Here is a 24,014-nt window from a genome sequence, read left to right as displayed (position 1 = left end):
GCTAAATTTTCTTCTTTTCCATGTTTTTGATTGAATTTTAAACAAAAAAAAGCATGATTATTCAAATCATGCTGGTTGTTAAAACTATGTTTTCTAGCCTTCTTCTTCCCACAAAGCCAGTTTTTCATCTTCTAGCATCAATGCCATGGATGCAATGCCAGTAAGACTTTCATCTAATCCAGTATACAGTAGTGCAAAGCCTTCACTAAGTACCGCTGGTTCTGGATGCTCTTTGAGCGAATCTGGCCACATCGCAAAAGTGGCTAGTAAATTAAGCGTCGCTTCAAAGTTATCAATAAATAACTGTCCATCTGCCTGATTCTCAACGACCTGTTTATCGGCACTGAGTAAAAAGTTAAAGTCATGCTGCCATACTTCTTGATTCACCATATAAGCAGCTAAATAGCCGACACACCATTGTTGTAGTTGCTCACTCGGCTCTTTAGCATCTTTACCATGAGGGTAAATACTTGCCAGTATATGCTGCTGCGCGACCTGAGCCTCGGTCACATTATCCAGCAGCGTGATCATTGCGTCATGCTCCGCTGAGCTTGTCATTAATCGGGTATAAATAGGGTCATTTTTATCAGCAATATAATTGGCAATTTCTGACTCGCCATAAAATTCCGAGCACGCCAATAACCCACTGATAAAACCAATCACGCTGTCAGTACTCACCACTTTTAGTTCAGGGTGCTGACTTAGATAATCCCTAAGAACCAATTCACTTTTTTCATTAAGCATTATTCACCCTCAAGTTATTATAAAATTCATACCTACACTAACCAACAATTGGCTAATTTAAAAGCAAATTATTACTTAACCTAACTCTGGTTAAATGGTTTTTGCCCTGAGTTAAGGTCGCTCACTCAACACTGGAAAAATACATCGCACACATGTACCTAAACTTACGATAGTCTCAATTTCAATTTTTCCCTGATAATCATTAACCATAGTGTAGACTAATAGTATGCCCGTAGCTGTTAATTGCAGACTGGTTTGCTAATATAGGAGAGATGTAATCTAGTCATAGTTCGTCGCGATCATAGCAACCATTTTCTTAACATAAATTATGGCGAAACAATTTCAAACACAATAAGCGTCGAGTTGCAGCAAAATACAAGCATTTTATTTACCTTATACCCCACAGCTAAATTATTAACTGGCTTTTTACAAAAAATTATCGAGCACTTCCTTTTCAAATAACCTGAGATCACTATAAAAATCCCATCACTTATTAAGCCTTATTAATAACCACAATAAATGATGCTAAGTAATAAAATCGAAAGGTTAAAATATCTGTAGCGTGTAATACCAATCGACTTAAATATTTAACCATTCTAGCGAGCTAAATAAAGCGCTAACTGCGTTATAATTTTTTTCAAGTAGAACAACTACATGTCAAAATTTACGCCTTGTTATCACTGTATTTATCTGTCGCTATAAATGGTCAGTAACTTAACACGATTGGTATAAATATTTCGAGGTTAAGTTTACAGCAGTATATTTTTTGCTGATACAGTGCCTGTGCAATGTGGTTGTATCACTAAATAATTGATAAAAAATTAAAAAAAGCGCAGCTCAAAATTTCTGCCTAGAACAAATTGGTTTTTCATTACTTACATGGATTTAGAGAAAAGCCGATAACAGAATGCGCTAGCTTTACTTAGTTTTTATTTAGTCTACTAAGTTATCATGCTAATGCCGCGATTGAAGCGCCCCTATATAGAGCAAATTTGAATCATGAAAGGTCAACACTCCCTAGTAAGAAATCAGGTATGTTTTCCAATCAAAACTAGCTAATGCTTGCGTCAAATTAATATCAACATTTTTATCAGTTAATAAAACTTGTAACTTATCTACTGAGCATGCACTAAATAAAATTTTCCTGACTATGTAAAGTAGCTGATTTATTTCGTTAAGCTTGGCTTCTTTTATGCCATTTAAGTCATTACAGCTCATCAATAAAGTACATATTCGACTATCATAACCCCACAATTTCATTACATAAGCAGAGACACTTTGATAATGAGCTAAATCATCCGTGTTAATACCTTCATCATAGCTTTGCGCTAGACTTTGATCCCCGCAAAGCAAAATAACCTTACCGACAAAGCTAAGTATTGCGACAGAAAAAAGTAATTCTTGGTTTTTTCGATTAAACCCAGCATGCTCAGCAAATGTTTTTACACAGCCTGCGTAATTAGACGCTATTTCAAGCTGTCTTTCGTGCACACGAGTAGGTAATACATTACCTACTGCTTGCGACATTGCTAAAGAAGTAACAATCGCTAATAACATAGTGGAGCCAATCCTAGATACGGCTTCATCTATAGAAGATGTTTGTCGCTGAAAACCAAGATAAGCTGAATTAGCAATTTGAAGTAATTTAGCTGTAATAACAGGCTCTTGAGAGACTATGGTGGTTATTTGATGTAAGTTATAATCATCGCTACTCAATACTATTTGTAACTTTTGGAGAAATATAGGACAAACAGGAAAACTCATCATCGCCCCTAACTGACGACGAACATGTTTTTCAAATGGTAAACTCTTTAGCTCGGCAACATTATTTAATAAATTACTAATGTCTGCACCGCTAAAAGGCTTACTTAAATACGCATGCACTAAATTAGGTTGACGCATTATTGTTGTGTTTGTCATATCCCCAGTTAGTAATGCTCTTACCGGATACGGATACCTAGCAACACATAATTCAAGCACATCCAAACCATTCATATGAGGCATCAAGTAATCACTAATTACTAAATCCACATCGGGGTTGTCTTGTAATAATTGCCAAAACTCATCTAATTCATTGGCAACAAGTACTATTGTGTTAGGAAATGTGCGAATAATTGTCCGCTGTAAAGCTTTCAGTAACAGCGCATCATCATCTAACAATACCACGGTCACTGATGTCATATAGTAATTATCTTGTTAGTTGATTGTATAAATGCGCAGAAATCATCTTCTTCAAGTGGTACTGAAAAGTAGAAACCTTGCACATAATCACAACCTAATGTCTTTAATTTAGAACACTGAAAGGGTGTTTCTACACCTTCAGCGATCACTTTAAGTTTTAGCTCATGGGCCATACGAATAATATTACGCACTAGGCTCTGCATACCAATTGATGAATCGAGATCTGTAATTAGTACTTTGTCTAACTTAAGTGCATCAACTGCCAGTTTAGATAAGTAAGCTAGTGACGAATAGCCAACACCAAAATCATCAATTAAAATCTCAAAACCATGAGATCTTAATTCTGAGAGTTGCTGTTGACACCCAGCAATATCCTCAACTAGGTATGTTTCAGTTAATTCAAAATGAAGTTGTGATGAGAGTAAGTGATGTTTTTTTACACATTCAAGAACAAAATCAACAAAACCTTTGTCTTCTTTTAGCTGCCTACCAGATACATTAATTGCCAGAGGGCAAGACTCAATCCCCTCTTTCATCCAACGGCTAAGTGCTTCGCAACTTTTTTCAATCACCCATCGCCCCAATTCAATGATCTGGCCATCACATTCTGCTATTGGAATAAACTGAGCAGGTGACACCCAGCCATATTTTTTTGGCTCATACCATCGGACTAAGACTTCAGCACCGGCAACTTTTTGAGACGATAAATCAATTTTAGGCTGAAAACGTAGTGTTAATTGTTCTTCAGAAATAGCAGTAAGCAGCATTCTGCTCAGCTCAAACTCTTTTTTATAATCAGCTACTAAATCTGGGTCAAACCTAGTTATAGTGCGGTGTTGTTTAACTATCTGATGCCCCATATTGAGACGCATTTGATTGATAAGTTCTTTCCCGGAAATACCATCTTCTGGCACAAAACCATAAACACCGTATAAATTCAAATCTGTTGTAGCACGAGTTAAACAAAGTAACTCATTGAATTTTTTTATTATTTTTTCCATATAGATTAATAGCTGCGTGTCATTCATAATTCTTGGGATCAATAAAACAAACCTGTCCATATTAAAGTGGCATAGTTTTATTTCATCAGTGAGCGCACCTTCGATCGCATTAACTATATCGTGTATCAGACTGTAAATTTCATGGTGATTAAGTAAATTATTCAATAATGAGAATTGTAAGACCCCTAAATAAACGACAGTACAAGGTCGAGAATTTAGCTCAAAAGAAGTGACTAACTCACAAAATTCATGTTCAGCCATCAGGCTTGACTTTTTAAACCTGAGTTCATTTTTCGGACAAGCTCCCCCAAAAGAAAGCTTGAGAAGATGAGCAAATTGATCCGATAGGTATCGCTCTATTATTATTTCCTTTTCTTCACCCGTTGCAGACACATCGAAATAATTAAGAAACAGTGTTGGACTTTCCTCTGCAAAAAAAGCATCGATAACATCTGTTTTTAACGTCGCAGATAACTCAGAGACATTTCTGCCTTGAAGTTGTTCGATATTATGGATAACTTTTTTTGCATAACCATTATAGCGACCGATTACTCCTTTATCAGTAACTTCAATCAAGGGAGAAACACTACCCAAAAGTATCTGGTCTCGTGTTTTTTGAAAATGATATTTTGAAAATTCAACCAGTGCTTGATGAATATTTGTTAATAAATCATCATCACTCCACGGCTTTTCCAAAAAACGGAAGGCTACACCTTGATTGAGTAATTCAACGACTGATTTAAAGTCTGCATAGCCACTAAGTACCAAGTTAACGGTAGTAGGCCATTTTTGTTTCACTTCAAGTAAAAACTCAGCGCCATCCATAACCGGCATTCTGAAGTCGGTAACTATGACTGCTACACGATTAGTACTCAAATATTCAAGAGCATCTGCTGCACTTGATGCTGTTGCAACATCAAAACCCGATCGAACAAACAGTCGCTTAAGCGATCGTAAAACATTCAATTCATCATCAACCAGAAGAATAGTGTTTATCATTATTTGCTACCTCTGCATCAACGGCTACTTATTAACTAATTTATTAACAATATTTATTAATTCATCGCTAGTAAACGGCTTGCAAAGATAACCATGCGCACCAACTACAATCGTATTCTTTAACTCTTCTTCGTGTACCCCTGATATAACAAGAATTTTAACATCTGAAAATCTTTCCTGCGCACGAATCATACGAATAACTTCTAACCCACTTATACCTGGCATACGTAAATCAACCGTTATCAGATCAGGGTTCTTTTGTTGCAATAAAAGCCCTGCTTCAAAGCCACTGGCAGCTTCAATAATACTAAAATTTTGTTTTTTTAAGGTTCGCTTGATACTTGAACGAACATTGACCTCGTCATCAATAATTAGTACTTGTTTCTGCAAAGATAAGCTATCCGATATTGGCATGTTCTGCTTCTTAAGGAAGTTTATAAAATCAGAAACTTGAACACGATAATTGCCCCGTCCAGGTAATTTATGACCAACTAATTCACCGGATGCAATCCAGCGACTAACGGTTCTTTGGTGTACATCGCAGTAGCGGGCTATCTCACTTGGCTTTAACGTTTTTAACATCACACAACAACTTAGTATCAATCTATTTAAATCGTAGCACAGCTTTATTACTATTGCGACAAATGAGACAGAAGGGCTATTAATGCTATACAAGTAGAGCCTGACATTAAAATTGGTACACCCAAAGACAACAACAGGCGCACTTTGCAACTTGAATATTAAGGTAACTTAAACATCTAACTAAATGCCGCTGGCTGAATATTTCATCGGCAACGTATTGGACAGAAACATGACGAGATATTAAGCTCAACAAGGACACCAACAGTATTTATGAATATTAAAAAAGGTTCAAAATGTTTTCGATTGAAACTAAGTGCATCTAGAATAAAAAAAATAAAGAGTGCGAACATCAATTAACACAAAAAGTATCTGCGATTATTCGTTTAGTGGTATCTAGCGCTGACATAATAATAGGAGCTGTTCTTATTTTTTTTGGTGCTTATAGACGATTAAATAAGTACATAATGCAAGAATTACAACTTGCACACATTCCTTTAACAACAGAATTTCATTTTCGCTACGTAAGCTACTTCGATATTTATAAAAATAGAAAGTAACTTAATTATATTTGGTAAATACTATGAAAAATAATGAACAGCTATTAGAAAGGATTCATCAACTGGAAATGAAAAATAAAGCTCTAGAGCAAGCAGGGGCTTTTAATACGCTAATATTAAATGGCCTAGAAGCAATATTAGCAAGCTCAAATACTGATGAGTTATTTAAAGATTTTTTCTCTATATTACAACGAACAATATCTTTTTCAGCAGCAATATTAGTCAAATATAATCCTAATACTGAATCCTACTCTATGCTAAAAGCATCAAAGGAAAATGCAGAGAAAGTATTACCTGAATTAATCGCTATTTTGTCGATACAGCCCAACATAAAAAATATATTTGAGTTACGTAAACTCACTAAGTGGCAAATAGATGACCTTTTTTGGCAACAACAACACTCACTATTAACTGCGCCAGTAACAACAAATAAAAAACAATATCAATTATTTGTTTTTTCTGAGAAACAAGGTGCTTTTAATCAAAAAGACGTGAGTTTACTTCAGCAATTTATTAGCTTCACTGGTAATACAATTTCACAATTTGAACAAAAAAGTCTACAGCAAAGGCAGCAAAACATAGAGCAAACGTTAATCAACTCAGAAAAAATGGCTTCATTAGGACAAATGGCCGCAGGCGTTGCTCATGAAATAAACAACCCATTAAGCTACGTTATCAGTAACATTCAGAACTTAGCCCATAATATACAGCAGCACACTAATTTGATTAAAGATTTAGTAAAACCGCAATTTCAAAGTACACGCGCTATCAACGAACGGCTAGAACACTATCAATTTGATGAATTAACACAAGATACCAGTGATATTTTAAGTGAAATGAAAGAAGGTGCGAATAGAGTCAAAGAAATAGTTCAGAGCCTAAAACTGTTTGCTCATCCAAATCAAACAAAAATAGATGATATCAACCTCACTAGTTTGTTAGAAAACACTCTACGAGTTGCTTGGAATCAAATAAAATACAATGCAACAATTGAAAGATACTATTGCGCAGATGAAATAAAGCTCATAGGTCGTACAACCCAGCTTTATCAAGTATTTCTAAATATTTTTATCAATGCTGCGCAGTCGCTAAGTAATTCTGTAGGAATGATAGCTGTAACCACAACACAAGACTCTTACAATGCTTATATAACAATTAGTGATAATGGTTGTGGGATCCCAGCTGATAAGCTAAATAGTATTTTTGATCCTTTTTTCACAACTAAACCAATAGGTAAAGGGACTGGATTAGGTCTGGCTATTTCAAGAGCTATTATAGAACAGCATAATGGAAAAATTTCGGTACAAAGCAAACCAGGAGAAGGCACTGTTTTTAGTATTACACTTCCTAAAAACTCAGATTTAAATGATGAAGAATTAACCATAATAGCATTAAAGGAAAAAAATGATGACTAAACTTTATTCTTTAGCGGATTTTTCAACTGTATAATAATCGACATAAATAATGACTCAACCTTTGCCAGATAATAGATAGTTAATCTAATGGTGGGAATTCAATTAATATAGTAGACCCCACATCAATAGCTGACTCAATATATATTTTACAATTATGCTTTTGTACAACTTGTAAAACCATTGACATACCCATTCCGGTTCCAGTACCGACAGGCTTAGTTGTATAAAATGGGTCATAAACTTTGTTTTTTATATCATCACTCATTCCGCAGCCAGTATCAGTTACTTTTAAAACAGTCTTATTGTTTAACTCACTCACTGACACATTGATCTGAGCTGTTCGTTCACTATCGGGAATAAACGATTGAATAGCATTAAGAAGAATATTGACTAATAACTGATTTAATTCGTTCGGTGTAAATAAAACGGACGAGTTATACGTAAAATCAAGTTCTACATTAATATCTTTAAGTAATGGCTTTAGCAATTTTAAGTTTAATTCTATAGCATCTTGCAATTTAACCTCAACCTGATGCTGGCTATCATTACGGGCAAAAAATAACAGGTTTTTTGTTATATCTCTAATTCTAATTAACCCCTCATTAATATCTGAAACTAATTCAGGTAAATCATCTTGAATGACAAGTAGTTGCTCCTTATCTTCGGATAACGAAATACTGGAGCGATTTAATGCATCAATCATATTTCTACTATACAAATAAAGTGTATCAACATTACTCATTACAAATGCCAGTGGATTATTAACTTCATGAGCGACGCCTGCCGCTAACGATCCTAATGTGGCCAACTTTTCTTGTTGTAACATTGACTGCTGTTGTGATTTTATTTGCGTTATTTGCTGCTCAAGTAACTTATTCTTTTCGTATAGCTGCCGCGAGCTATCTTCAAGCAACTGCTCGACCTCCCTTCTTGCTTTTTTTTCGCGTAGATAAGCAACATAATAAGCATCGCTAGATTCACTCATCAGCAACCTCAATATGCAAAATACACTGCTGGGCGCCTTTGTGCATACACACAGCGTGCGTAATATTAATAGCTTGATCGAAGTATTCAGCAGCACCGAATAATAAACCTTCTGCACATAAGCAAAGTTTACGCGGCGAGTTGTAATTCATTTCGATGTGACCAGGGCGGCTAATACGACATGATATAGTCGGCAGTGATGGGTCTTGATATAACTTATTTACTTCAAGATGAATAACATCATGGATCCCCATAACCAATGACGTAAAATCAGTAAAGCGCTCGACTACATCAAGGTGTCTATCAGCGAGTCCTTTAAATAAAAATTGACCAAATGCCTTCACTACATCTTGCAATGGCATATTGAGTCTCAGCGCAACACCATTAGCCATTGCAAATAACTCACCAGCGTCATAATTTTTTGCCGACACGTAAACGCGCCCCTCAGGTGTATGTGATTGTAATAGCTCATTCCATACCTCCATACCTAGTTGCTCTACAACCATGTCTTCTAACACATTAAAAATTATGCCTTTCATTACCCGCCTCCATCATTTAAAAACATTAGCTTTAGCCAGCTCAGTATTACCTTTGAAAGGAAGTACTTGTGTTTCACTCTAAAGTTTATTTTTGCTTTTTAAACGTAAATTCAAAGCAACTGCCTTTGCCTAATTCACTACTCACATTAACCTGACCGTGATGTTCCTGAACCGTTGCGTATACTTCAGAGAGTCCAAGCCCAGTACCTTGGCCTATATCTTTCGTAGTAAAAAAGGGATCAAAAATACGCACTAAATCTTCAGGGCTAATACCAGATCCTGTATCGGTTATTGTAAGTAGCACATCTTTACTTTCATTATAGGCACAACTAATACTCAATAAACCCATTGGCTGCATTGCATACAACGCATTTACAATAATATTAAACAACAACTGTCTAATTGCACTGGGTTTTGCCCAAAAAGTTATAGCTTCGTCAGGTAGTGAGACGGATGTTTTGGCTTTATATTTTATTTCGTTTTCAAGTACCACCAAGGCAGAATCAATCTCTGCACATAAATTAACCTCAGCCCAATTTTCATCATCTTGTATTGCAAAGTCACGTAATCCACTTACTATTTTTCGAACTCGCTCTGTGCCATCTAAAGACTCGTTAAGCAGTTCTGGGAGATCTTCATTAATGAACGCAATACCGTTTTTTTCATAAACATCTTCAAGTAACGCAATAAACCTAGGCTCAGCTTGCTTTAAAATGATTTTCTTTTGCGTTTCATTGGTCTTCATTAATTTTTGCGAGTAATCTTTTAGCGTTTCTAAATTTGAGCGCACAAAACCAATAGGATTATTAATTTCATGTGCAACCCCCGCAGCAAGCTGACCAATAGAAGCCATTTTTTCGGATTGCAACATTTGCCTTTGTGCAATTTTAAGCTCTTGATGTAGTTTTTTTAGCTGCTGATGCTCAGACTCCAACTCATTTTTCAAATCAGTTTGCTGCATAAAATAACTAGCCTCTGCTGTTACATCTGTTACAACAATACACACATGGCTCACTTCTCCATCACAAGCAATAATCGGCATAAATTGAACATTTTGATACATTTGAGACTCATCACCGGTAATAGGTCGAGTGCTTCTCATCGGAAATACATGTGGCCGTTGTTGCCAGTAACTGAAGCTAGAGTTTTTGAGTACAAATACACTGTCTATTTTTCGCCTTAAAAAACGCGCTTGCTCAGAGAACACAGTGAGCAGGTTCTCACCTATAAGGTGGTCATTTCTTGCAGTTAAACCGCCAGAAAATGCAGGATTAGCAAAGGTAATCACACAGTTTACATCAATAATGCAAGCTCCTATGGGGATTTGCCTTATTACTCGCTCAAACTCCGCTTTTTCCATTACTCCTCCAAGAGAGCACGGATAGGAATGAGTGCTTGTTCTATAGACCCTTCACTGAGTCCAATTAACACGCGAGCATCAAATTTCATATGCTCAATCTTAAAATCAACTTCAATAATTAACACAGAGGACCATTCAATATTTTGTGTTGCTTTATCTGGATAATAAAAGGCAGGCATATTTAACTGAGTAGATAACTCAAGTTGACTAGTAAAACCCTGCAAACAGGCAGCCGAGATTATATTTGTAACCTCCAATACAAGTTCCTCAGTAGCCGCTTGATCTAATGGTAAGTCAAAATCCATTATATCAGCCAGTGCTGAACATCCATCTTTTTGTATGCCAGTAATCACTTCACCTCGAATTGTTCCGACAAAAGATTGCCTTGCAAACCAGCTACTTTTAAAATTATCGAGAACTTCTTGAAATGCCGCAGGCGACAACGCCTCAATGGCTGGCACCGACAACGCAACCTTTGTTTGGATCAGCCGAGCAAGTGCATCTGCAGCTTGCCCCATAGATATATTCATTATTTCTTGTAAGGCATCTCGCTCCTCTTCGCTAATAGTAATCATAACAACCCAACCTCTTGTAATGTATTACTAAGCTCCTCGGCAGATATTGGCTTTTTCAAAAACCTAAACGCTCCCAAAGAATTAACTAATGCCTGCGCCTCTGGTTGAATATCAGCACTAATTACAATTACAATTGTTTTTTTATGCTCATCATGCAGTTCCTTTAAAACCTCATACCCATTCATTTGCGGCATTTGTAAATCTAGAAATAACACCTCAGCCAGACCATTATTCACAGCCTCTAAAGCCTCGATTCCATTTTTAGCTTCATGTATCTCTACATCCCAATCTTCTGGCAAGACCCTTCGAATAGTTTTGCGTGACAGCGCTGAATCATCTGCAATTGTTATCGGTATCGCCATTACAATCTCTCTTGTATTAACATTAATGTCTTATCTGTCTCATACTAGATGGGTTTTATACTTTCTGCAAAAAAACAACTCACTTTTGTCTGCGCTCGCGAAAGTTTTACGTTACTAAAATTTGAAAAGATATGTTTACTTTCTATAAAATCACTCACAACGCTGAAAACATTTAATAATTAAAAATTGTTTATACTTTAAACATATACTAGATTAAAAATGACAAAGTATTTGAATAGACAATAAATATGCATGAAATACAAGAAATCGCGGAGTTGACAAATAAGCCTGCAAATATCTTATGCTTAGACGACGAACCAGGAGTACTAAAATCACTTACTAGACTGTTAAGGCAATATAATTTCACCTCAACAGTTTGTAGCGAGGGTGAAGAAGCATTAAAGAAAATGGCAGAGACAGAGTTTGATGTCATCATAAGCGACATGCGCATGCCAAAAATGAATGGTGCTCAGTTTTTAGCTAAAGCAAGAGAGACAGCCCCAGACACGCAACGCATACTACTTACTGGTTTTTCTGACTTGGAATCTACTGTGAAAGCAGTAAATGAAGGCGGTATTCATGCATATATCAACAAACCATGGCAGAATGATCAACTAATAAGCATAATAAAGTCAGCAGTAGAGAAATACCGTTTAAAGAAACAAAATATAATTCTTCAAGCCCATGTAGAAAAACAAAACTCGCAATTAAAAGATTTAAATGACTCACTTGAAGAGTTAGTTGAGAAACGAACTAAACAGATTAAACAGGTCTTACAACAGCTAAAAGTTGCCAATACAAATGAAAAAAATGAACACCGCGCAACCTTCGAGCTGCTCTATAATTTCATTAATGCCAATCCATATTTAGATGGCACCAAAGCGCAGAACATTGCCAATACCTGTACGCAAATAGCAAAACAGTTGCAGCTACCGCCAAAAAATATAGAAATGGCGGCAATGGCTGGTTACTTAGCTCAAATAGGGCTGTTAGCAATGGATCCCGCACTTTATGAAAAACCCGTGCATGCGCTTAATGAACAGCAACGCAAAAGTTATTATACGCATCCAAGTACAGCACAATTGATGTTAATGCCTGCGACTCATCTGCATGAAGTGTCTGACGCCATTTATCACCAGTACGAACGCTATAACGGTAATGGCCTACCTAAAGGATTAAAAGGTAATGATATTCCTCTTAGTGCAATGATACTCGCGCTTGCACGTGACTATTGGGATGCATTTGAACAAAGTAATTTAAAAGATGAAGAAAAGCACCAACATGCACTCGAAACAGTAAAAATGTACAGCGGTAACTTTTACCATCCTAAATTAGTGCAAGCTTTGGAGGCTTGCCGAGTTAAATGCATTAAGCAGCAAGCAAAAGTAGGCTCAATGAAAATAATAACGGCCAAAGAGCTAGCTATCAATATGGTACTTAGCCATGCACTACATAGTCACACGGGTATTATGTTGCTACCAAAGGGGCATATATTTAGTGCTAAATCCATTGAAAAGTTACAGCAACTAGAAGCTAAAAAACCGACTCCATTTAGGATCATGATCAAATCATTGTAAATCAGTGATCCTATTTACCCTTTCATTCGTTACAATAAGCTATTAATATTAATAGCATATATTCCATAACCGTCTATTTTGCTTTAGGAGCATTGCGTGTCGCGATTTTCAGCCGTTACCGATAACCCTCATGATCAGCGTTTTAATCAAAAAACAGGGATTTTACTGACCAACTTAGGCAGCCCCGATGCCCCAACAGCAAGTGCATTGCGTATTTACTTACGTGAGTTTTTGTCAGACCCTCGTATCGTAGAAATACCGCGTATTGTGTGGATGATCATCCTGCATGGCATCATTTTGCGTATTCGCCCAAAACGCTCAGCTAAACTATATAAAAGTATCTGGACTGAAAATGGCTCGCCACTGACCCATATTACACGCCAGCAAAGCCTTAAATTAAATGCCTTATTAAAACAGCATGGCTATACCAATACCGAAGTGGTTATGGCGATGCGCTACGGTAATCCATCAATCGAAGCGGGCCTTGAAGAGCTCAGAGATAAAGGCTTAACCCGCATTATTGTGTTGCCACTTTACCCACAATATTCAAGCCCAACGACAGGCTCAACATTTGATGCCGTGGCGAATGTATTAAAAAAATGGCGCTGGGTGCCAGAGCTTCACTTTATAAATGGGTATCACAAAAACCCAACCTACCTAGAGTCACTCGCTAACAGCATTAGCGAAGATTTAGAAAAACACGGTATGCCACAAAAAATGGTGTTTTCGTACCACGGTATGCCTAAACAGTTTTTAGATAATGGCGATCCCTATCACTGCCTGTGCCAACAAACCACCCGTTTAGTGGTAGAAAAGCTAGGCCTAGACAAAGACAAAGTGATCACCACTTTCCAAAGCCGTTTTGGTAAAGCTGAGTGGTTAAAACCTTACACAGATGCAACCCTTGAGAGCTTACCAAGCGAAGGGATTAAAGACGTGGCTATTATCAGCCCTGCATTTAGCGCTGATTGCCTTGAGACACTTGAAGAATTAGAAGGTGAAAACCGAGAGATTTTTGAACAAGCTGGCGGTGAAAAATACCGTTATATAGCTGCGCTTAATGATAGAGACGATCATATTAACGCGTTATTTGAGGTGCTTAAACCAAACTTATAAATTAAACTTTAACACTGCCGCGCAGCGCTTTGGTATTACCATGTTTGGTTTTCTTATCCATGCGTCTGCGCTGTGAATTACGTGTTGGCTTAGTAGCACGACGAGCACGTTCAACCTTAGTGGCTGATAAAATAAGCTGTTTTAGTCGCTTTAACGCATCTTCCCTGTTTAGCTCTTGAGTTCGATGACTTTGTGCTTTGAGAACAATCACACCTTCTTTAGTGATTCGACTATCATTGAACGCCAACAACCGCTCTTTATAAAACTCTGGTAACTTTGAGCGATTAATATCAAAGCGAAGGTGGATCGCACTGGCCACTTTATTAACATTTTGACCACCCGCTCCTTGTGAACGAATAGCTGACAGCTCGACTTCCCATTCATCGATTGTTACGGTATTTGAAATAATTAACATGAGGTTCAGCTACATCAGGCAAAAATGTAGTATATCATCTGATGTTAACAGACTAAAACCCTCTTTAATTTATAGCGGTTATCTAATTAATAGTCTTTAATGCAACTAACAATTGAATAAAGGTGCTCAACATGAAAAAAATAATTTTATCTCTTAGTTTGTTAGCAATGAGTTTTTCAAGCCTTGCGGCAGATATCACAGAAAAAGATTTACAAGGCTATATGAAAGCATTACCCGCGGTTGTTGATTGGTCACAAAGTCAAGATTCATTAAAAAGCATGGATTTGGGTAGTATGTTAGGTGGCTCTGAAGGGGGCTCGACTGCAATGGCATTAGGCGCCCTTGGTACAATCAAAGATAATGATTTATACAAAGAGTTTGCAGCCCTTACCAATAAATATGGTTTCACCCCTGAACAACTAATTACTGTGGGTTCTGAAGTCTCAATGGCTTACCTTGAAAACATCAAAGGTAATTTATCGCCAGAAAACAAAGATAAAGTAAATCAGTTAATGGGCGGTTTGCAAAGTATGGGCGGCTCGAAAAATAATAGCGCTAGTTCAATGATGGGCACACTTGGTAACTCAGCTAATGCTGCTAATACAGATGCGCCGGTTGTTAGCGAAAGTAATTTAAAACTAATTAAAGAATATATGCCGCAACTACAAAAACTGTTTGCCAAAGTGCAATAGGTTTTTATAAAAAAGCGACCTTTGGGTCGCTTTTTTATTGGTTGTAACTCCCCCAGCTGAAACTTATACTGGCTGCAATCATTAGCGACTTTAATTATTGATTTTATGCCATTAAGTACTTTGCCGCCCGCCACAACTGATAACGACCAAAAACAACTGTGTGTATTACTTGCACTGATAATAAGTGGCTCATCGCATGGCTATGAGAACTCTGTTCAACAGCTCACTAAACGTCTTTATAGTCACATTAAAAATGGCTATTCATTTTCTCAAGCTGAAGTCGCTAAATACACTAAACAACTCGAATCTAAAGATTTAATTTGGAAGCTCCCCTACGGACCAAACTTTCGTATATCAGTTAGCGCAGTTGCTTATGTAGCTATTAATGCGATAAAACATCAGCCAGTTCTATTGCATGCTTTCTTAACCGAAGCTACAAAAAGCTATTATTACCACGATAAAGCAGTACACTTTCTGCACCTGCTATTTAATGATCTTGACCGCGCAAAAAGCGGAAAAAAACCGCTCCCTGGTGATTTATCACTTGAGCTTGATAGCGGCTTTGTTAATTTGCTCGCGCAATCACCATACAGCGAGCAACTGTGGCAATGCCTACCTGAGCAATGGCAACAGCTTTGCTTAGATAACTTTATCCGCGGTCAATTTTTCAATCTCACCAGTGAGCGTGCATGGCCGACTCTGATTGCCAAAGCGCTCCCAACAACAGAGCTGAGAAAACGTATTTATCTGAATGAGAATTTAGCCATATTATTACAAGAAGATAATTTTGCTGAATTGCTAGATGATAAAAGAGACCGTGTTTTAGCCACTTTTTATGAAGCAAATACCAATGCCATCAAGGGTGAGTTTATTGATATTGCTTTGATACAGTATAAAAGCGCTTTAACAGCGTTTAGAAAAAACTTTGGCAAAGGCATCTATCCGACCGAGATCACCGGATTACTTTACACTATATGCCTATTCATCAGTGCAACCGCAGCAGATATTAAACAACTAAATACCTGTCGAAAATGGTATCAAAAAAATCTTGGGGAATTAAGCCACCCAAGCCAAGCGATTGATTATTTGCTGGAAGAGGATTTAGCTAACTATCAAAACCATCGTTTAAGCAACAGCTTAAGTCATCTGCTTGGTAACCCGAATGCATTAGCGCCATTATTTTGCTTATTACTGGCAATTATTAAAAACGCCACAGACGAACAGGTAAATCATCTAAGGGGTGATACTGAACTGTTAGAACAGCTCAATAGCGCAATTAATGCGCATCAACACTGGTTAGCTGAGCAATGCCAGCACTTAGTTAATTGGCTTAGCGATGACACACCATTACCCAATACTGGTTTATTACAGCACTTTACCCGCGTCCCACAATGGCAGCGTTGGCTTAATGATATTAGCCAAATTGATACGCCCACTGCGCAGCAACGAATTATATGGCAACTGGATTTAACCCATTTAGATTTACCGCTCATACAAGCCAAAGTACAGCAACTCAATGCCAAAGGCGAATGGACCAAAGGTCGTAAAGTAAACGCCCAAGAACTTGCTTATAACCAGTATCAAGATACATTAACCAGCGCCGATCATAACTTAGTACAAGTGCTCAACAACCATGCCGGTTTTGGTTATCACGAGATACACGCAACGGCCGCGGTATTACAAGCATTAATAGGGTTTAAAGGGCTTGAAGATCACAATGGACAGCCACTTACGCTGATCAAAGGCGAGTTTGTCATTGAAATTGCACAAGACAGCAATGATTGCTATCGCCTGGTAATGCAACCGAGTATCAGCGATCCGGACTGTGACTTTTTACTTATCCACAGTCACGCAAATTGTTACCAAGTATTCGCCATTGATGACAAACAGCTCAAATTACTGCAATTATTTGAGCAACAACCCAATAATTTAACCGAAGAAAAACTGCCACAACTAAATGCCGCATTACAAGTACTGGCTAACGAGCATCATATTAGCAGCCAGCGTACCGAGTTTGCTCATATCAACAACGTACGCCAAGGCTTGTGTGAATTTGCCGCAGTGATCGCTCTTACCCAATTAGGTATCAACATTAACTTTTATGCCATGCCAAATGGCGTAGATGGCCCTTGGGTTGAGCCCGGCATTGGTGCTTTGACACTCGCACATACTGATGATGATCAAACCGACAGCATTGTTATTAAACGTGATTTAAAAGCAGAGCAAAAAGCGTTTAGAAATTTACTGAAAAATATGGCCGGATTATTTGCTGATCGGCAATCACCGCAACATAATCAAATTCAACAGCAGTTTTATTTACCTGAAGATATTAGCCAAGCAATTGAGTTACTTGAAGCTGCGCAAAAAGCACAGTCTCTGGTATTAAGTTGGGACGAAACGAGCCAAGGCATGAAAGTTGCGAAAAGCCAGCACCTTTCTCTTAACTTAAATGATGATAACGATTGGTTAAGCGTCAGTGGTAAAATCTCACTCCCTAGCGGCCAAATATACGAATTACAAACCCTGCTTAAAGCCCCGCGCCGTGGCAGCATTTTAGAGTTTTCGGAAGGCAATTCATTATTATTGGATCAGCGTTTAACTAACTTATTAAATCGCTTAGAAGGGATGCAAAATATTGATAAGCACAACCCAAGTGATGAACTACGGATTGCCAACGCGCGTGCATTGCCTTTACACCAAAGCATTGCCGACTTAGGTGATGTCACATTTGGTGACAGCTGGAAAACGCGTTTAGCTAAATTTGAGCAAACTATCGACCCTACCTTACCTGCACATTTAGTCCATATTTTACGAGACTATCAAGTAGTCGGGGTTAAATGGCTAATGCAACTGGCCAACTGGGGACTCAATGCTTGTTTAGCCGATGACATGGGGCTGGGTAAAACCTTACAAACCTTAACCGTGTTACAAATGCGCAGTAGTCTAGGTGCCAGTGTAGTGGTTGCGCCAAAATCTGTGTGTCATAACTGGCAAGTTGAAACCGAGCGATTCGCGCCGGCTTTGCATGTAAAAATCATTGAAAACGCCACTGCATGCGCTGATATTCTGGCAACGGCTGGTAAACACGATTTAGTGATCGTCAGTTATGGTTTACTGCCACTAATTGGTGAACAACTGGCGCAATTTTCTTTTGCTAATATTGTCTTTGACGAAGCACAAGCAATTAAAAACCCCTTGAGTTTAAGAGCTAAAGCCGCATTTGCACTCAATGGTCAATTTAAAATTGCCCTGTCAGGCACGCCTATCGAAAACCATTTAGGTGAACTGTGGAGCCTGTTTAACTTTTTAATGCCAGGCTTTTTACATACCCTGCCAGTATTTAAAAAGCGCTTTGGTAACGCCGATAAAAACCAACAACAAGCCGATACCCTGAAAACCCTCATTGCTCCATTTATCCTGCGTCGAACCAAACAAACGGTATTGACCGAGTTACCAGAAAAAACCGAAATAAACTTAACCTTCGCATTAAGTGAAAAAGAGCAAGCACTGTACGAAGCAACTCGTTTAAACGCACTTGAACAAGCAAATCAGGAAGACAGCCAATACATTACTATCTTGGCGTCATTAACTAAATTACGCCGCGCTTGTATTGCCCCGCAGTTGTTACTGGAAAATAGTAAGTTGCCATCGAGTAAACTCGACACTGCAGAAGCGATTATTGAAGAATTACTAGAAAACAACCACCAAGCGCTGATCTTCAGCCAATTTGTCGATGTGTTAAAACTGGTTGAAAAGCGCTTACAAAAACGCGGCATCGATTATTGTTATCTTGACGGCAGCATGAGTACTAACAAACGCAAACAACAAGTTGATAAATTTCAAGCAGGTCATGCACCACTGTTTTTGATCAGCTTAAAAGCAGGCGGCACGGGGCTTAATTTAACGGCGGCTGATTATGTACTGCATCTCGATCCGTGGTGGAATCCCGCGGTTGAACAACAAGCATCAGATCGCGCGCATCGCCTAGGGCAAACACGCCCCGTTACTGTGTACCGACTGATAGCACAAAATACCATTGAAGAAAAAATCCTGCAATTGCACGAACATAAACAAGCACTCGCAGATAAAGTACTCGCCGGCAGTGGTGATGCTGGGCAAATGTCTAAAGATCAACTACTGGCGCTGTTAAGTAACAGCGAAATGTAGCTCAGACCTGTTTATCTTTCGAGATTATTACAGAGGCCCATGTGGTTTTTAGGCAGGTCTATGTAGCGCGGTTATTCTTGGTGTGCCAAAGTAACCGCAAAGGCACTGGCATCTTCTAATGTCGAAATCATCGCTGGAGTAGGCAGACAGATATCCTGAACAAAATGCAGTACATGGGGCTGTGGCTCACCAAAAAGAATATCCAGCGCTAAGCGGTCTTTACCGTATAAACCACGGTGGATCATATTTGCCGAGAAAATTAATAAATCCCCTGCTTGCATTTCTATCACATGGCCGGTGGCTAAATCATCGCTGGTGTTGTTGTGATCAATAGCCAACCGAGTTGCCAGCTCATCAGGGGTATCCCAACGTCGATGGGTACCTGGTACTAACTCAATACCTGGCTCATCCTCAAGCGCAACCCGACAATGTATCACTTCAGGACCCGATAGCGCAGCTTGCTGCTCCGCCAAGCTTAAATGGTATTGCATATCACGATGCCAATAATTTTCTTGCTCAGGATTAACTGGATTAAAAAACAACTGGGTATTCATAAAGGCCGCTGATTCAAGTATCGAATCAACTTGAGCCATTAACTTATGGCTGGCAATAAACTTAAATAATACTAAGCGCTGGGCCTCATCTAAATAGGTATTTGCAGTTAAATAGGCACTATTAACCGCCTTGGTTTGATAAAACTGTTGATTATCTGCGATCCATTGCTGATGAAAACAATTGATCACTTCGCGCTCATGCACAAGTTCACGTTCAGTGTAAAAACCTTTTACATGAAAAAAACCATGCTGCTCAAATTGGGTATTGATCATCAAACTAATCATCCTCACATTGCAAAATTGCTTGAATAGTTTGCGCCAACTGTGGCACCACATCACGCTCAAACCAAGGGTTTTTAGTTAGCCAAATATTATTACGCGGACTCGGGTGCGGCAATGGCAAAACATCTGGCCAATACTCACGCCATGATTTTACTAACTCAGTGAGGGGTAAATGTTTTGTGTGTGGTAAATGGTACGCTTGGGCATATTTACCCAGCACTATGGTTAACTTAATATTGGGCAGTGCCGCTAAAAGCTGGGAACGCCATGCAGGTGCGCATTCTTTACGCGGCGCTAAATCGCCTGACTTACCTTTACCTGGATAACAAAAGCCCATCGGCAAAATAGCAACCTTAGTTGCATCATAAAAATCGCATGGCTTAAGCCCTAACCAATCGCGCAGCCGCTTACCACTGGCATCATCAAATGGAATGCCACTTTGGTGTACTTTAAGCCCCGGCGCTTGCCCTGCAATTAAAATACGCGCACTGGGATTAAATTGCAGTACCGGACGTGCCCCAAGCGCCAGCTCAGATTCACAGATCACGCATTGACTAACTTGCTTTAACAAGGTGCTAGCCATCATCACTGCTTTGCCCTATTCGCCACAGCACACCACTTGGATCATAAATAACAAAATCAATCATTTGCCACGCTTGCAAGCTTGGCTCAGTAATTTTTATGTTATATTTTTGCGCCAACCCCGCACTTGTTAATTTATCATGCCATGCTGTCACATCTGCAACTAATAAGTGCATCATAAAATTTTTAGCGTGCTCTGGATTATAAAAATTTTGCAGTAAAAAACTACAGTCTCCGTGGTAAAAGTACGCCATATCTGGGGTTTCCCACGCGATTTGAAAGCCCATATGCTGATAAAACGCACAACTAAGCGCAAAATCTTTTGCTGGTACAAATGCTTTAATTTCTTCGCAACTCAAATCTGTCATTCAATTCATTTCCTTGAGTTAGTAAAATTATGATCTATTTTTGCGTTCAATTATGTTCTGACCACACTGCAAATTCATTGCCACTGGGCTCGGTAAAATGGAATCGGCAGCCCCCTGGAAAATCAAAAATTGGTTTTATAATACTCCCGCCATATTGCTCTACTTTAGCCTGTGTTTGCGCAATATTCTCGCTATAAAATACTAACAAAGCTGCGCCATGTTGCGTTAATGAGCTAAGTGGTGCTTGATAAAAACCGCCATCAAGCCCAGCTGTATCAGCACTAAATGACGTATATTCAGGGCCATAATCAATAAACTGCCAATCAAAAACCGCACTAAAGAATGCCTTAGTGGCGATTAAATCTGCTGCGGCAAATTCAACATAATTAAGTTTTTTGTGTGCTGACATAATACTCCCTAAAAAATTAATGTAACGGCTTATAGCCTTCCAATCACTAAGCATACAAGCAGTTGAAAAATTTGCGAACTTTTCAATTAAAACAGCAAATGATAAAAGCAGATCATCATTTTACTAAGTAAATATACTGAGTATTATTGCGCTGCCGTCGCGACAAACAACAAAGAAAATACGAATCACTATCTTTTCTGTATCTAGAATATATAATACCCTCTTTATTCGCCCCCATTTGGGACTTTGAGGGATCATCATGCACGCTCAATCTATCAAAAACAGCCAAACACTCTCTATAAGATCTAAATTAAGCCAAGCTTATCAAGCCCATGCTTACCGTTTTGCTGTTATCTCACGCTTTTTTGCCGCCATTGTTGGTGGTTATACCTTTACTGCCGTGTTTACCGCGTTACTGAGTATTATTTTACCGCTGAAAAAATCAGATGCTGTACTGCTTAGTATCAGCCTGACTATTTTAGTGTACAGCTGCGTGTTTATTTGGGTGTTTGCAGTTAAGTCATTACCTAAAATATGGATCACTATTTTACTAACTACTTCAGGGTGTGCTCTGATCTTATCATTACTAAAGGGTTGGCTATGAAAGAGAGTTTTTTCCGCTCCATGACCTGGATGCATACTTGGGTTGGATTATTAGTATGCTGGCTACTCTATTTAATATTTTTTGCCGGTACGGTGAGTTTTTTTCGGGACGAAATAACGCTATGGAATCAACCAGCGCTGCACAATGTACAAGCGCCTGAACAGCGTGTAGCGCAACAGCGTAGCCAAATTATCAGTGGTATTAATTACCTACAAAATGCAGGCTCGGAGTCTACGCGTTGGGGAATTTACTTGCCCACAGAGCGAAAACCGCAGCTTAACTATGCTTATGAAAAGCCTCGTCCTGAAGGGAAGCGTTTTGGTGGATGGCAAGAGCACAATATCAACCCACAAACAGGCGACGAAATAGCACAAACAAGAGACACCAGAGGTGGTAACTTTTTTTATCGACTGCATTTTGACCTACATTATATTGATGTACGCACAGCCCGTTGGATTGTCTGCTTTGCGAGCTTATTTATGTTGGTAGCGCTGATATCTGGGGTGGTGATCCACAAACGTATTTTTAAAGATATGTTTAGCTTTCGTGCCAATAAAGGCAGCCGCAGTTGGTTAGATGGTCATAATGTATCGTCAGTATTGGCGTTACCTTTTCATATTATGATCACCTATACAGGCCTAATCACGCTAATATTTATGTTATTCCCCTATCCAGCAATGACCGCATACGAAGATGGTATTCGTGGTTTATTTAACGATGTGTCACCCACTAATGTGCGCACCAAAACTAGCCCAGATAGCGCCCCATTAATAGCCATCGATACTATTTTAGATCAAGTTTATACTAACTGGCCTGATGCTGACTTAACACAAATTTCAATTCGTGATCCAAATAAAGCCTCAGCCACAATTACAGTCCGTGCAGATACCGGTAGCCTAGTTCGCGACCAAACACCCACCTTATTATTTAACGGTGTAGATGGCAGCTTAATAGCTAAAACTGCTACCCAATTAACCAATACTGAAGTGTTCTATGACTCGCTAACAGCCCTACACACAGGCCGTTTAGCTAACCCATTATTACGCTGGTTATACTTTTTATGCGGCGTAGCTGGCTGTGTAATGATAGCAACTGGCTGTATTATGTGGGCTAAGCGTATTCGCGAACGCATGAAAAAAGACCAACCCGCTACAGTTGGCTTAAAGTTGGTAGAAGGGTTAAACCTTGCCACATTAATGGGCTTACCACTTGCAACCTGCGCATTTTTTATTGCCAACCGGTTACTGCCTATGACAACCCCTGAGCGCGCTGATAAAGAAATACTTGCATTCTTTGTGACTTGGCTAGCCGTTGCTTTGTTTGCGCTATTTAAACGCGCAAGGCTACAGTGGATTTTACTCGCGTGGATAAACGGTATCGCCTGTCTCAGCGTGCCTGTTATTAATGCTCTTACCACCAATGGCAATCTAATAAGCTACTTGCTGAACGGCCAATGGGCGTTGTTTAGTTTTGATTTAATGTGCTTAATATTTGCAGCCTTATTTGTAATTCAGGCCAAAAAAATACCAACTCACACTCCGGCTAAAACACCGCAACAACGGGCGCGCAGTTCAGCAAAAACTAAGTTACAGGAGCAACCATAATGCATGAATTACTGCAATTGAGCCTATGTTTACTGGCATTTAATTGTTTTGCTTTGGCTAAATTTAATCATTACCGTGATGTATTTAAAACCCGCCCTAGCGACAAACTCAGTAAACAGTTTTTGATCGCTGCTTGGATCAGTATTTTACTAAGCTTAGTACTGAGTGTTGTACAACATAACGGCTACGGCGCTTTACTATTTTGTGGTTACATGGCGCTAAGTGTCTTAATATTAATGATTTTTTATAGCTTCAAAGCATCTTGGGTAAAAATAATGACTGCTTTAAATATCACCGTTGTAATGCTCAGTGGGCTGTTTTTAACTGTTTTTTAAGCTTAGTTAG

22 protein-coding genes are annotated in these 24,014 nt (G+C 38.7%); 8 read left to right on the top strand and 14 right to left on the bottom strand.

What is annotated here, in order from left to right; translation table 11 throughout:
* Positions 1 to 93 precede the first annotated feature (93 nt).
* The 4 genes from H5162_RS00290 to H5162_RS00275 form a co-directional block, all read right to left on the bottom strand.
* Positions 94 to 744, bottom strand: a complete 651-nt coding sequence (locus H5162_RS00290; RefSeq protein WP_182732540.1) for a UPF0149 family protein — start codon at positions 742 to 744, stop codon at positions 94 to 96.
* Positions 745 to 1,761: 1,017 nt separating this feature from the next.
* Positions 1,762 to 2,925, bottom strand: a complete 1,164-nt coding sequence (locus tag H5162_RS00285) for an HDOD domain-containing protein (RefSeq protein WP_182777290.1) — start codon at positions 2,923 to 2,925, stop codon at positions 1,762 to 1,764.
* A complete protein-coding gene (locus tag H5162_RS00280; protein WP_182732538.1) occupies positions 2,922 to 4,925 on the bottom strand; it encodes an EAL domain-containing protein in 2,004 nt (667 codons plus the stop codon). The genes H5162_RS00285 and H5162_RS00280 overlap by 4 nt, the downstream gene beginning before the upstream one ends.
* A 24-nt stretch (positions 4,926 to 4,949) precedes the next feature.
* The gene (locus tag H5162_RS00275; protein WP_145239825.1) at positions 4,950 to 5,507 is read right to left on the bottom strand and encodes a response regulator; all 558 of its coding nucleotides are present in this window, start codon (positions 5,505 to 5,507) and stop codon (positions 4,950 to 4,952) included.
* A gap of 580 nt (positions 5,508 to 6,087) precedes the next feature.
* Here H5162_RS00275 and H5162_RS00270 point away from each other — a divergent pair.
* Positions 6,088 to 7,479 (top strand): ATP-binding protein, encoded by a 1,392-nt coding sequence (locus tag H5162_RS00270; RefSeq protein WP_182777289.1) that lies wholly within the window; start codon positions 6,088 to 6,090, stop codon positions 7,477 to 7,479.
* 79 nt (positions 7,480 to 7,558) lie between these two features.
* Here H5162_RS00270 and H5162_RS00265 read toward each other — a convergent pair whose 3' ends face one another.
* The 5 genes from H5162_RS00265 to H5162_RS00245 form a co-directional block, all read right to left on the bottom strand.
* Positions 7,559 to 8,464 carry a sensor histidine kinase gene (locus H5162_RS00265; protein ID WP_182732127.1) on the bottom strand — a complete coding sequence of 302 codons (906 nt, stop codon included), beginning with the start codon at positions 8,462 to 8,464 and terminating at the stop codon, positions 7,559 to 7,561.
* Positions 8,457 to 9,002 carry a heme NO-binding domain-containing protein gene (locus tag H5162_RS00260; RefSeq protein WP_145239835.1) on the bottom strand — a complete coding sequence of 182 codons (546 nt, stop codon included), beginning with the start codon at positions 9,000 to 9,002 and terminating at the stop codon, positions 8,457 to 8,459. Before H5162_RS00260 ends, H5162_RS00265 begins: the two co-directional genes overlap by 8 nt.
* An 85-nt stretch (positions 9,003 to 9,087) precedes the next feature.
* Entirely contained in the window at positions 9,088 to 10,362 is a 1,275-nt protein-coding gene (locus H5162_RS00255) for a sensor histidine kinase (RefSeq protein ID WP_182758593.1), read from the bottom strand.
* Positions 10,362 to 10,937: a chemotaxis protein CheC gene (locus H5162_RS00250; protein WP_145239839.1), complete on the bottom strand. Its 576-nt coding sequence runs from the start codon at positions 10,935 to 10,937 to the stop codon at positions 10,362 to 10,364. The genes H5162_RS00255 and H5162_RS00250 overlap by 1 nt, the downstream gene beginning before the upstream one ends.
* A complete protein-coding gene (locus tag H5162_RS00245; RefSeq protein WP_145239841.1) occupies positions 10,934 to 11,299 on the bottom strand; it encodes a response regulator in 366 nt (121 codons plus the stop codon). The genes H5162_RS00250 and H5162_RS00245 overlap by 4 nt, the downstream gene beginning before the upstream one ends.
* Before the next feature lie 248 nt (positions 11,300 to 11,547).
* On the opposite strand from H5162_RS00245, the gene H5162_RS00240 reads away from it, so the two are divergent.
* Together H5162_RS00240 and hemH are read left to right on the top strand one after the other, a co-directional pair.
* The gene (locus tag H5162_RS00240; RefSeq protein WP_145239843.1) at positions 11,548 to 12,876 is read left to right on the top strand and encodes an HD domain-containing phosphohydrolase; all 1,329 of its coding nucleotides are present in this window, start codon (positions 11,548 to 11,550) and stop codon (positions 12,874 to 12,876) included.
* 96 nt (positions 12,877 to 12,972) lie between these two features.
* Positions 12,973 to 13,992, top strand: a complete 1,020-nt coding sequence (gene hemH / locus H5162_RS00235) for a ferrochelatase (protein WP_145239845.1) — start codon at positions 12,973 to 12,975, stop codon at positions 13,990 to 13,992.
* A gap of 1 nt (position 13,993) precedes the next feature.
* Here the strand turns inward: hemH and arfB are convergent, their stop codons facing one another.
* On the bottom strand, positions 13,994 to 14,407 hold the full coding sequence (arfB, locus tag H5162_RS00230; RefSeq protein ID WP_145239847.1) for an alternative ribosome rescue aminoacyl-tRNA hydrolase ArfB: 414 nt from the start codon (positions 14,405 to 14,407) through the stop codon (positions 13,994 to 13,996).
* A gap of 131 nt (positions 14,408 to 14,538) precedes the next feature.
* Here arfB and H5162_RS00225 point away from each other — a divergent pair, with 131 nt between their 5' ends.
* Complete coding sequence (locus H5162_RS00225; RefSeq protein WP_182760093.1) at positions 14,539 to 15,099, top strand: short-chain dehydrogenase; 561 nt, start codon at positions 14,539 to 14,541, stop codon at positions 15,097 to 15,099.
* 105 nt (positions 15,100 to 15,204) lie between these two features.
* The gene (locus H5162_RS00220) at positions 15,205 to 19,266 is read left to right on the top strand and encodes a DEAD/DEAH box helicase (RefSeq protein WP_182777288.1); all 4,062 of its coding nucleotides are present in this window, start codon (positions 15,205 to 15,207) and stop codon (positions 19,264 to 19,266) included.
* Positions 19,267 to 19,337: 71 nt separating this feature from the next.
* Here the strand turns inward: H5162_RS00220 and H5162_RS00215 are convergent, their stop codons facing one another.
* The 4 genes from H5162_RS00215 to H5162_RS00200 are packed head-to-tail and all read right to left on the bottom strand — an operon-like array spanning position 19,338 to position 21,461.
* The gene (locus tag H5162_RS00215) at positions 19,338 to 20,093 is read right to left on the bottom strand and encodes a phytanoyl-CoA dioxygenase family protein (RefSeq protein WP_182777287.1); all 756 of its coding nucleotides are present in this window, start codon (positions 20,091 to 20,093) and stop codon (positions 19,338 to 19,340) included.
* A 4-nt stretch (positions 20,094 to 20,097) separates the two neighbouring features.
* Positions 20,098 to 20,688: a uracil-DNA glycosylase family protein gene (locus tag H5162_RS00210; RefSeq protein ID WP_182732131.1), complete on the bottom strand. Its 591-nt coding sequence runs from the start codon at positions 20,686 to 20,688 to the stop codon at positions 20,098 to 20,100.
* Positions 20,678 to 21,052, bottom strand: a complete 375-nt coding sequence (locus H5162_RS00205) for a VOC family protein (protein ID WP_182718231.1) — start codon at positions 21,050 to 21,052, stop codon at positions 20,678 to 20,680. Before H5162_RS00205 ends, H5162_RS00210 begins: the two co-directional genes overlap by 11 nt.
* A gap of 46 nt (positions 21,053 to 21,098) precedes the next feature.
* Positions 21,099 to 21,461: a VOC family protein gene (locus H5162_RS00200; RefSeq protein ID WP_145239859.1), complete on the bottom strand. Its 363-nt coding sequence runs from the start codon at positions 21,459 to 21,461 to the stop codon at positions 21,099 to 21,101.
* Between the two features lie 259 nt (positions 21,462 to 21,720).
* Between H5162_RS00200 and H5162_RS00195 the strand changes: the two genes are divergently transcribed.
* Genes H5162_RS00195 through H5162_RS00185 form a run of 3 tightly spaced genes read left to right on the top strand, consistent with a single transcriptional unit; the run spans position 21,721 to position 24,004 of the window.
* Positions 21,721 to 22,065 carry a hypothetical protein gene (locus H5162_RS00195; RefSeq protein ID WP_145239861.1) on the top strand — a complete coding sequence of 115 codons (345 nt, stop codon included), beginning with the start codon at positions 21,721 to 21,723 and terminating at the stop codon, positions 22,063 to 22,065.
* Complete coding sequence (locus H5162_RS00190; RefSeq protein ID WP_182777286.1) at positions 22,062 to 23,669, top strand: PepSY domain-containing protein; 1,608 nt, start codon at positions 22,062 to 22,064, stop codon at positions 23,667 to 23,669. Before H5162_RS00195 ends, H5162_RS00190 begins: the two co-directional genes overlap by 4 nt.
* On the top strand, positions 23,669 to 24,004 hold the full coding sequence (locus H5162_RS00185; RefSeq protein ID WP_145239865.1) for a DUF3325 domain-containing protein: 336 nt from the start codon (positions 23,669 to 23,671) through the stop codon (positions 24,002 to 24,004). Before H5162_RS00190 ends, H5162_RS00185 begins: the two co-directional genes overlap by 1 nt.
* Positions 24,005 to 24,014 lie beyond the last annotated feature (10 nt).

The sequence above is a fragment of the Pseudoalteromonas sp. SR41-8 genome (assembly GCF_014163915.1).
Lineage (GTDB): Bacteria > Pseudomonadota > Gammaproteobacteria > Enterobacterales > Alteromonadaceae > Pseudoalteromonas > Pseudoalteromonas rhizosphaerae.
The sequence above is the reverse complement of the archived record's forward strand: the minus strand, read 5'-3'. Positions and strand labels throughout refer to the sequence as shown.

Excerpts from the sequence above, each read along its gene's own strand:
- H5162_RS00215 (WP_182777287.1), bottom strand. The coding sequence starts at position 20,093 with ATGATCAATACCCAATTTGAGCAGCATGGTTTTTTTCATGTAAAAGGT.
- H5162_RS00290 (WP_182732540.1), bottom strand. The coding sequence starts at position 744 with ATGCTTAATGAAAAAAGTGAATTGGTTCTTAGGGATTATCTAAGTCAG.
- H5162_RS00220 (WP_182777288.1), top strand. The coding sequence starts at position 15,205 with ATGCCATTAAGTACTTTGCCGCCCGCCACAACTGATAACGACCAAAAA.
- H5162_RS00205 (WP_182718231.1), bottom strand. The coding sequence starts at position 21,052 with ATGACAGATTTGAGTTGCGAAGAAATTAAAGCATTTGTACCAGCAAAA.
- H5162_RS00260 (WP_145239835.1), bottom strand. The coding sequence starts at position 9,002 with ATGAAAGGCATAATTTTTAATGTGTTAGAAGACATGGTTGTAGAGCAA.
- H5162_RS00265 (WP_182732127.1), bottom strand. The coding sequence starts at position 8,464 with ATGAGTGAATCTAGCGATGCTTATTATGTTGCTTATCTACGCGAAAAA.
- H5162_RS00225 (WP_182760093.1), top strand. The coding sequence starts at position 14,539 with ATGAAAAAAATAATTTTATCTCTTAGTTTGTTAGCAATGAGTTTTTCA.
- H5162_RS00280 (WP_182732538.1), bottom strand. The coding sequence starts at position 4,925 with ATGATAAACACTATTCTTCTGGTTGATGATGAATTGAATGTTTTACGA.
- H5162_RS00270 (WP_182777289.1), top strand. The coding sequence starts at position 6,088 with ATGAAAAATAATGAACAGCTATTAGAAAGGATTCATCAACTGGAAATG.
- H5162_RS00275 (WP_145239825.1), bottom strand. The coding sequence starts at position 5,507 with ATGTTAAAAACGTTAAAGCCAAGTGAGATAGCCCGCTACTGCGATGTA.
- H5162_RS00285 (WP_182777290.1), bottom strand. The coding sequence starts at position 2,925 with ATGACATCAGTGACCGTGGTATTGTTAGATGATGATGCGCTGTTACTG.
- H5162_RS00185 (WP_145239865.1), top strand. The coding sequence starts at position 23,669 with ATGCATGAATTACTGCAATTGAGCCTATGTTTACTGGCATTTAATTGT.
- H5162_RS00245 (WP_145239841.1), bottom strand. The coding sequence starts at position 11,299 with ATGGCGATACCGATAACAATTGCAGATGATTCAGCGCTGTCACGCAAA.
- H5162_RS00255 (WP_182758593.1), bottom strand. The coding sequence starts at position 10,362 with ATGGAAAAAGCGGAGTTTGAGCGAGTAATAAGGCAAATCCCCATAGGA.
- arfB (WP_145239847.1), bottom strand. The coding sequence starts at position 14,407 with ATGTTAATTATTTCAAATACCGTAACAATCGATGAATGGGAAGTCGAG.
- H5162_RS00210 (WP_182732131.1), bottom strand. The coding sequence starts at position 20,688 with ATGATGGCTAGCACCTTGTTAAAGCAAGTTAGTCAATGCGTGATCTGT.
- H5162_RS00195 (WP_145239861.1), top strand. The coding sequence starts at position 21,721 with ATGCACGCTCAATCTATCAAAAACAGCCAAACACTCTCTATAAGATCT.
- H5162_RS00240 (WP_145239843.1), top strand. The coding sequence starts at position 11,548 with ATGCATGAAATACAAGAAATCGCGGAGTTGACAAATAAGCCTGCAAAT.
- H5162_RS00250 (WP_145239839.1), bottom strand. The coding sequence starts at position 10,937 with ATGATTACTATTAGCGAAGAGGAGCGAGATGCCTTACAAGAAATAATG.
- H5162_RS00200 (WP_145239859.1), bottom strand. The coding sequence starts at position 21,461 with ATGTCAGCACACAAAAAACTTAATTATGTTGAATTTGCCGCAGCAGAT.
- H5162_RS00190 (WP_182777286.1), top strand. The coding sequence starts at position 22,062 with ATGAAAGAGAGTTTTTTCCGCTCCATGACCTGGATGCATACTTGGGTT.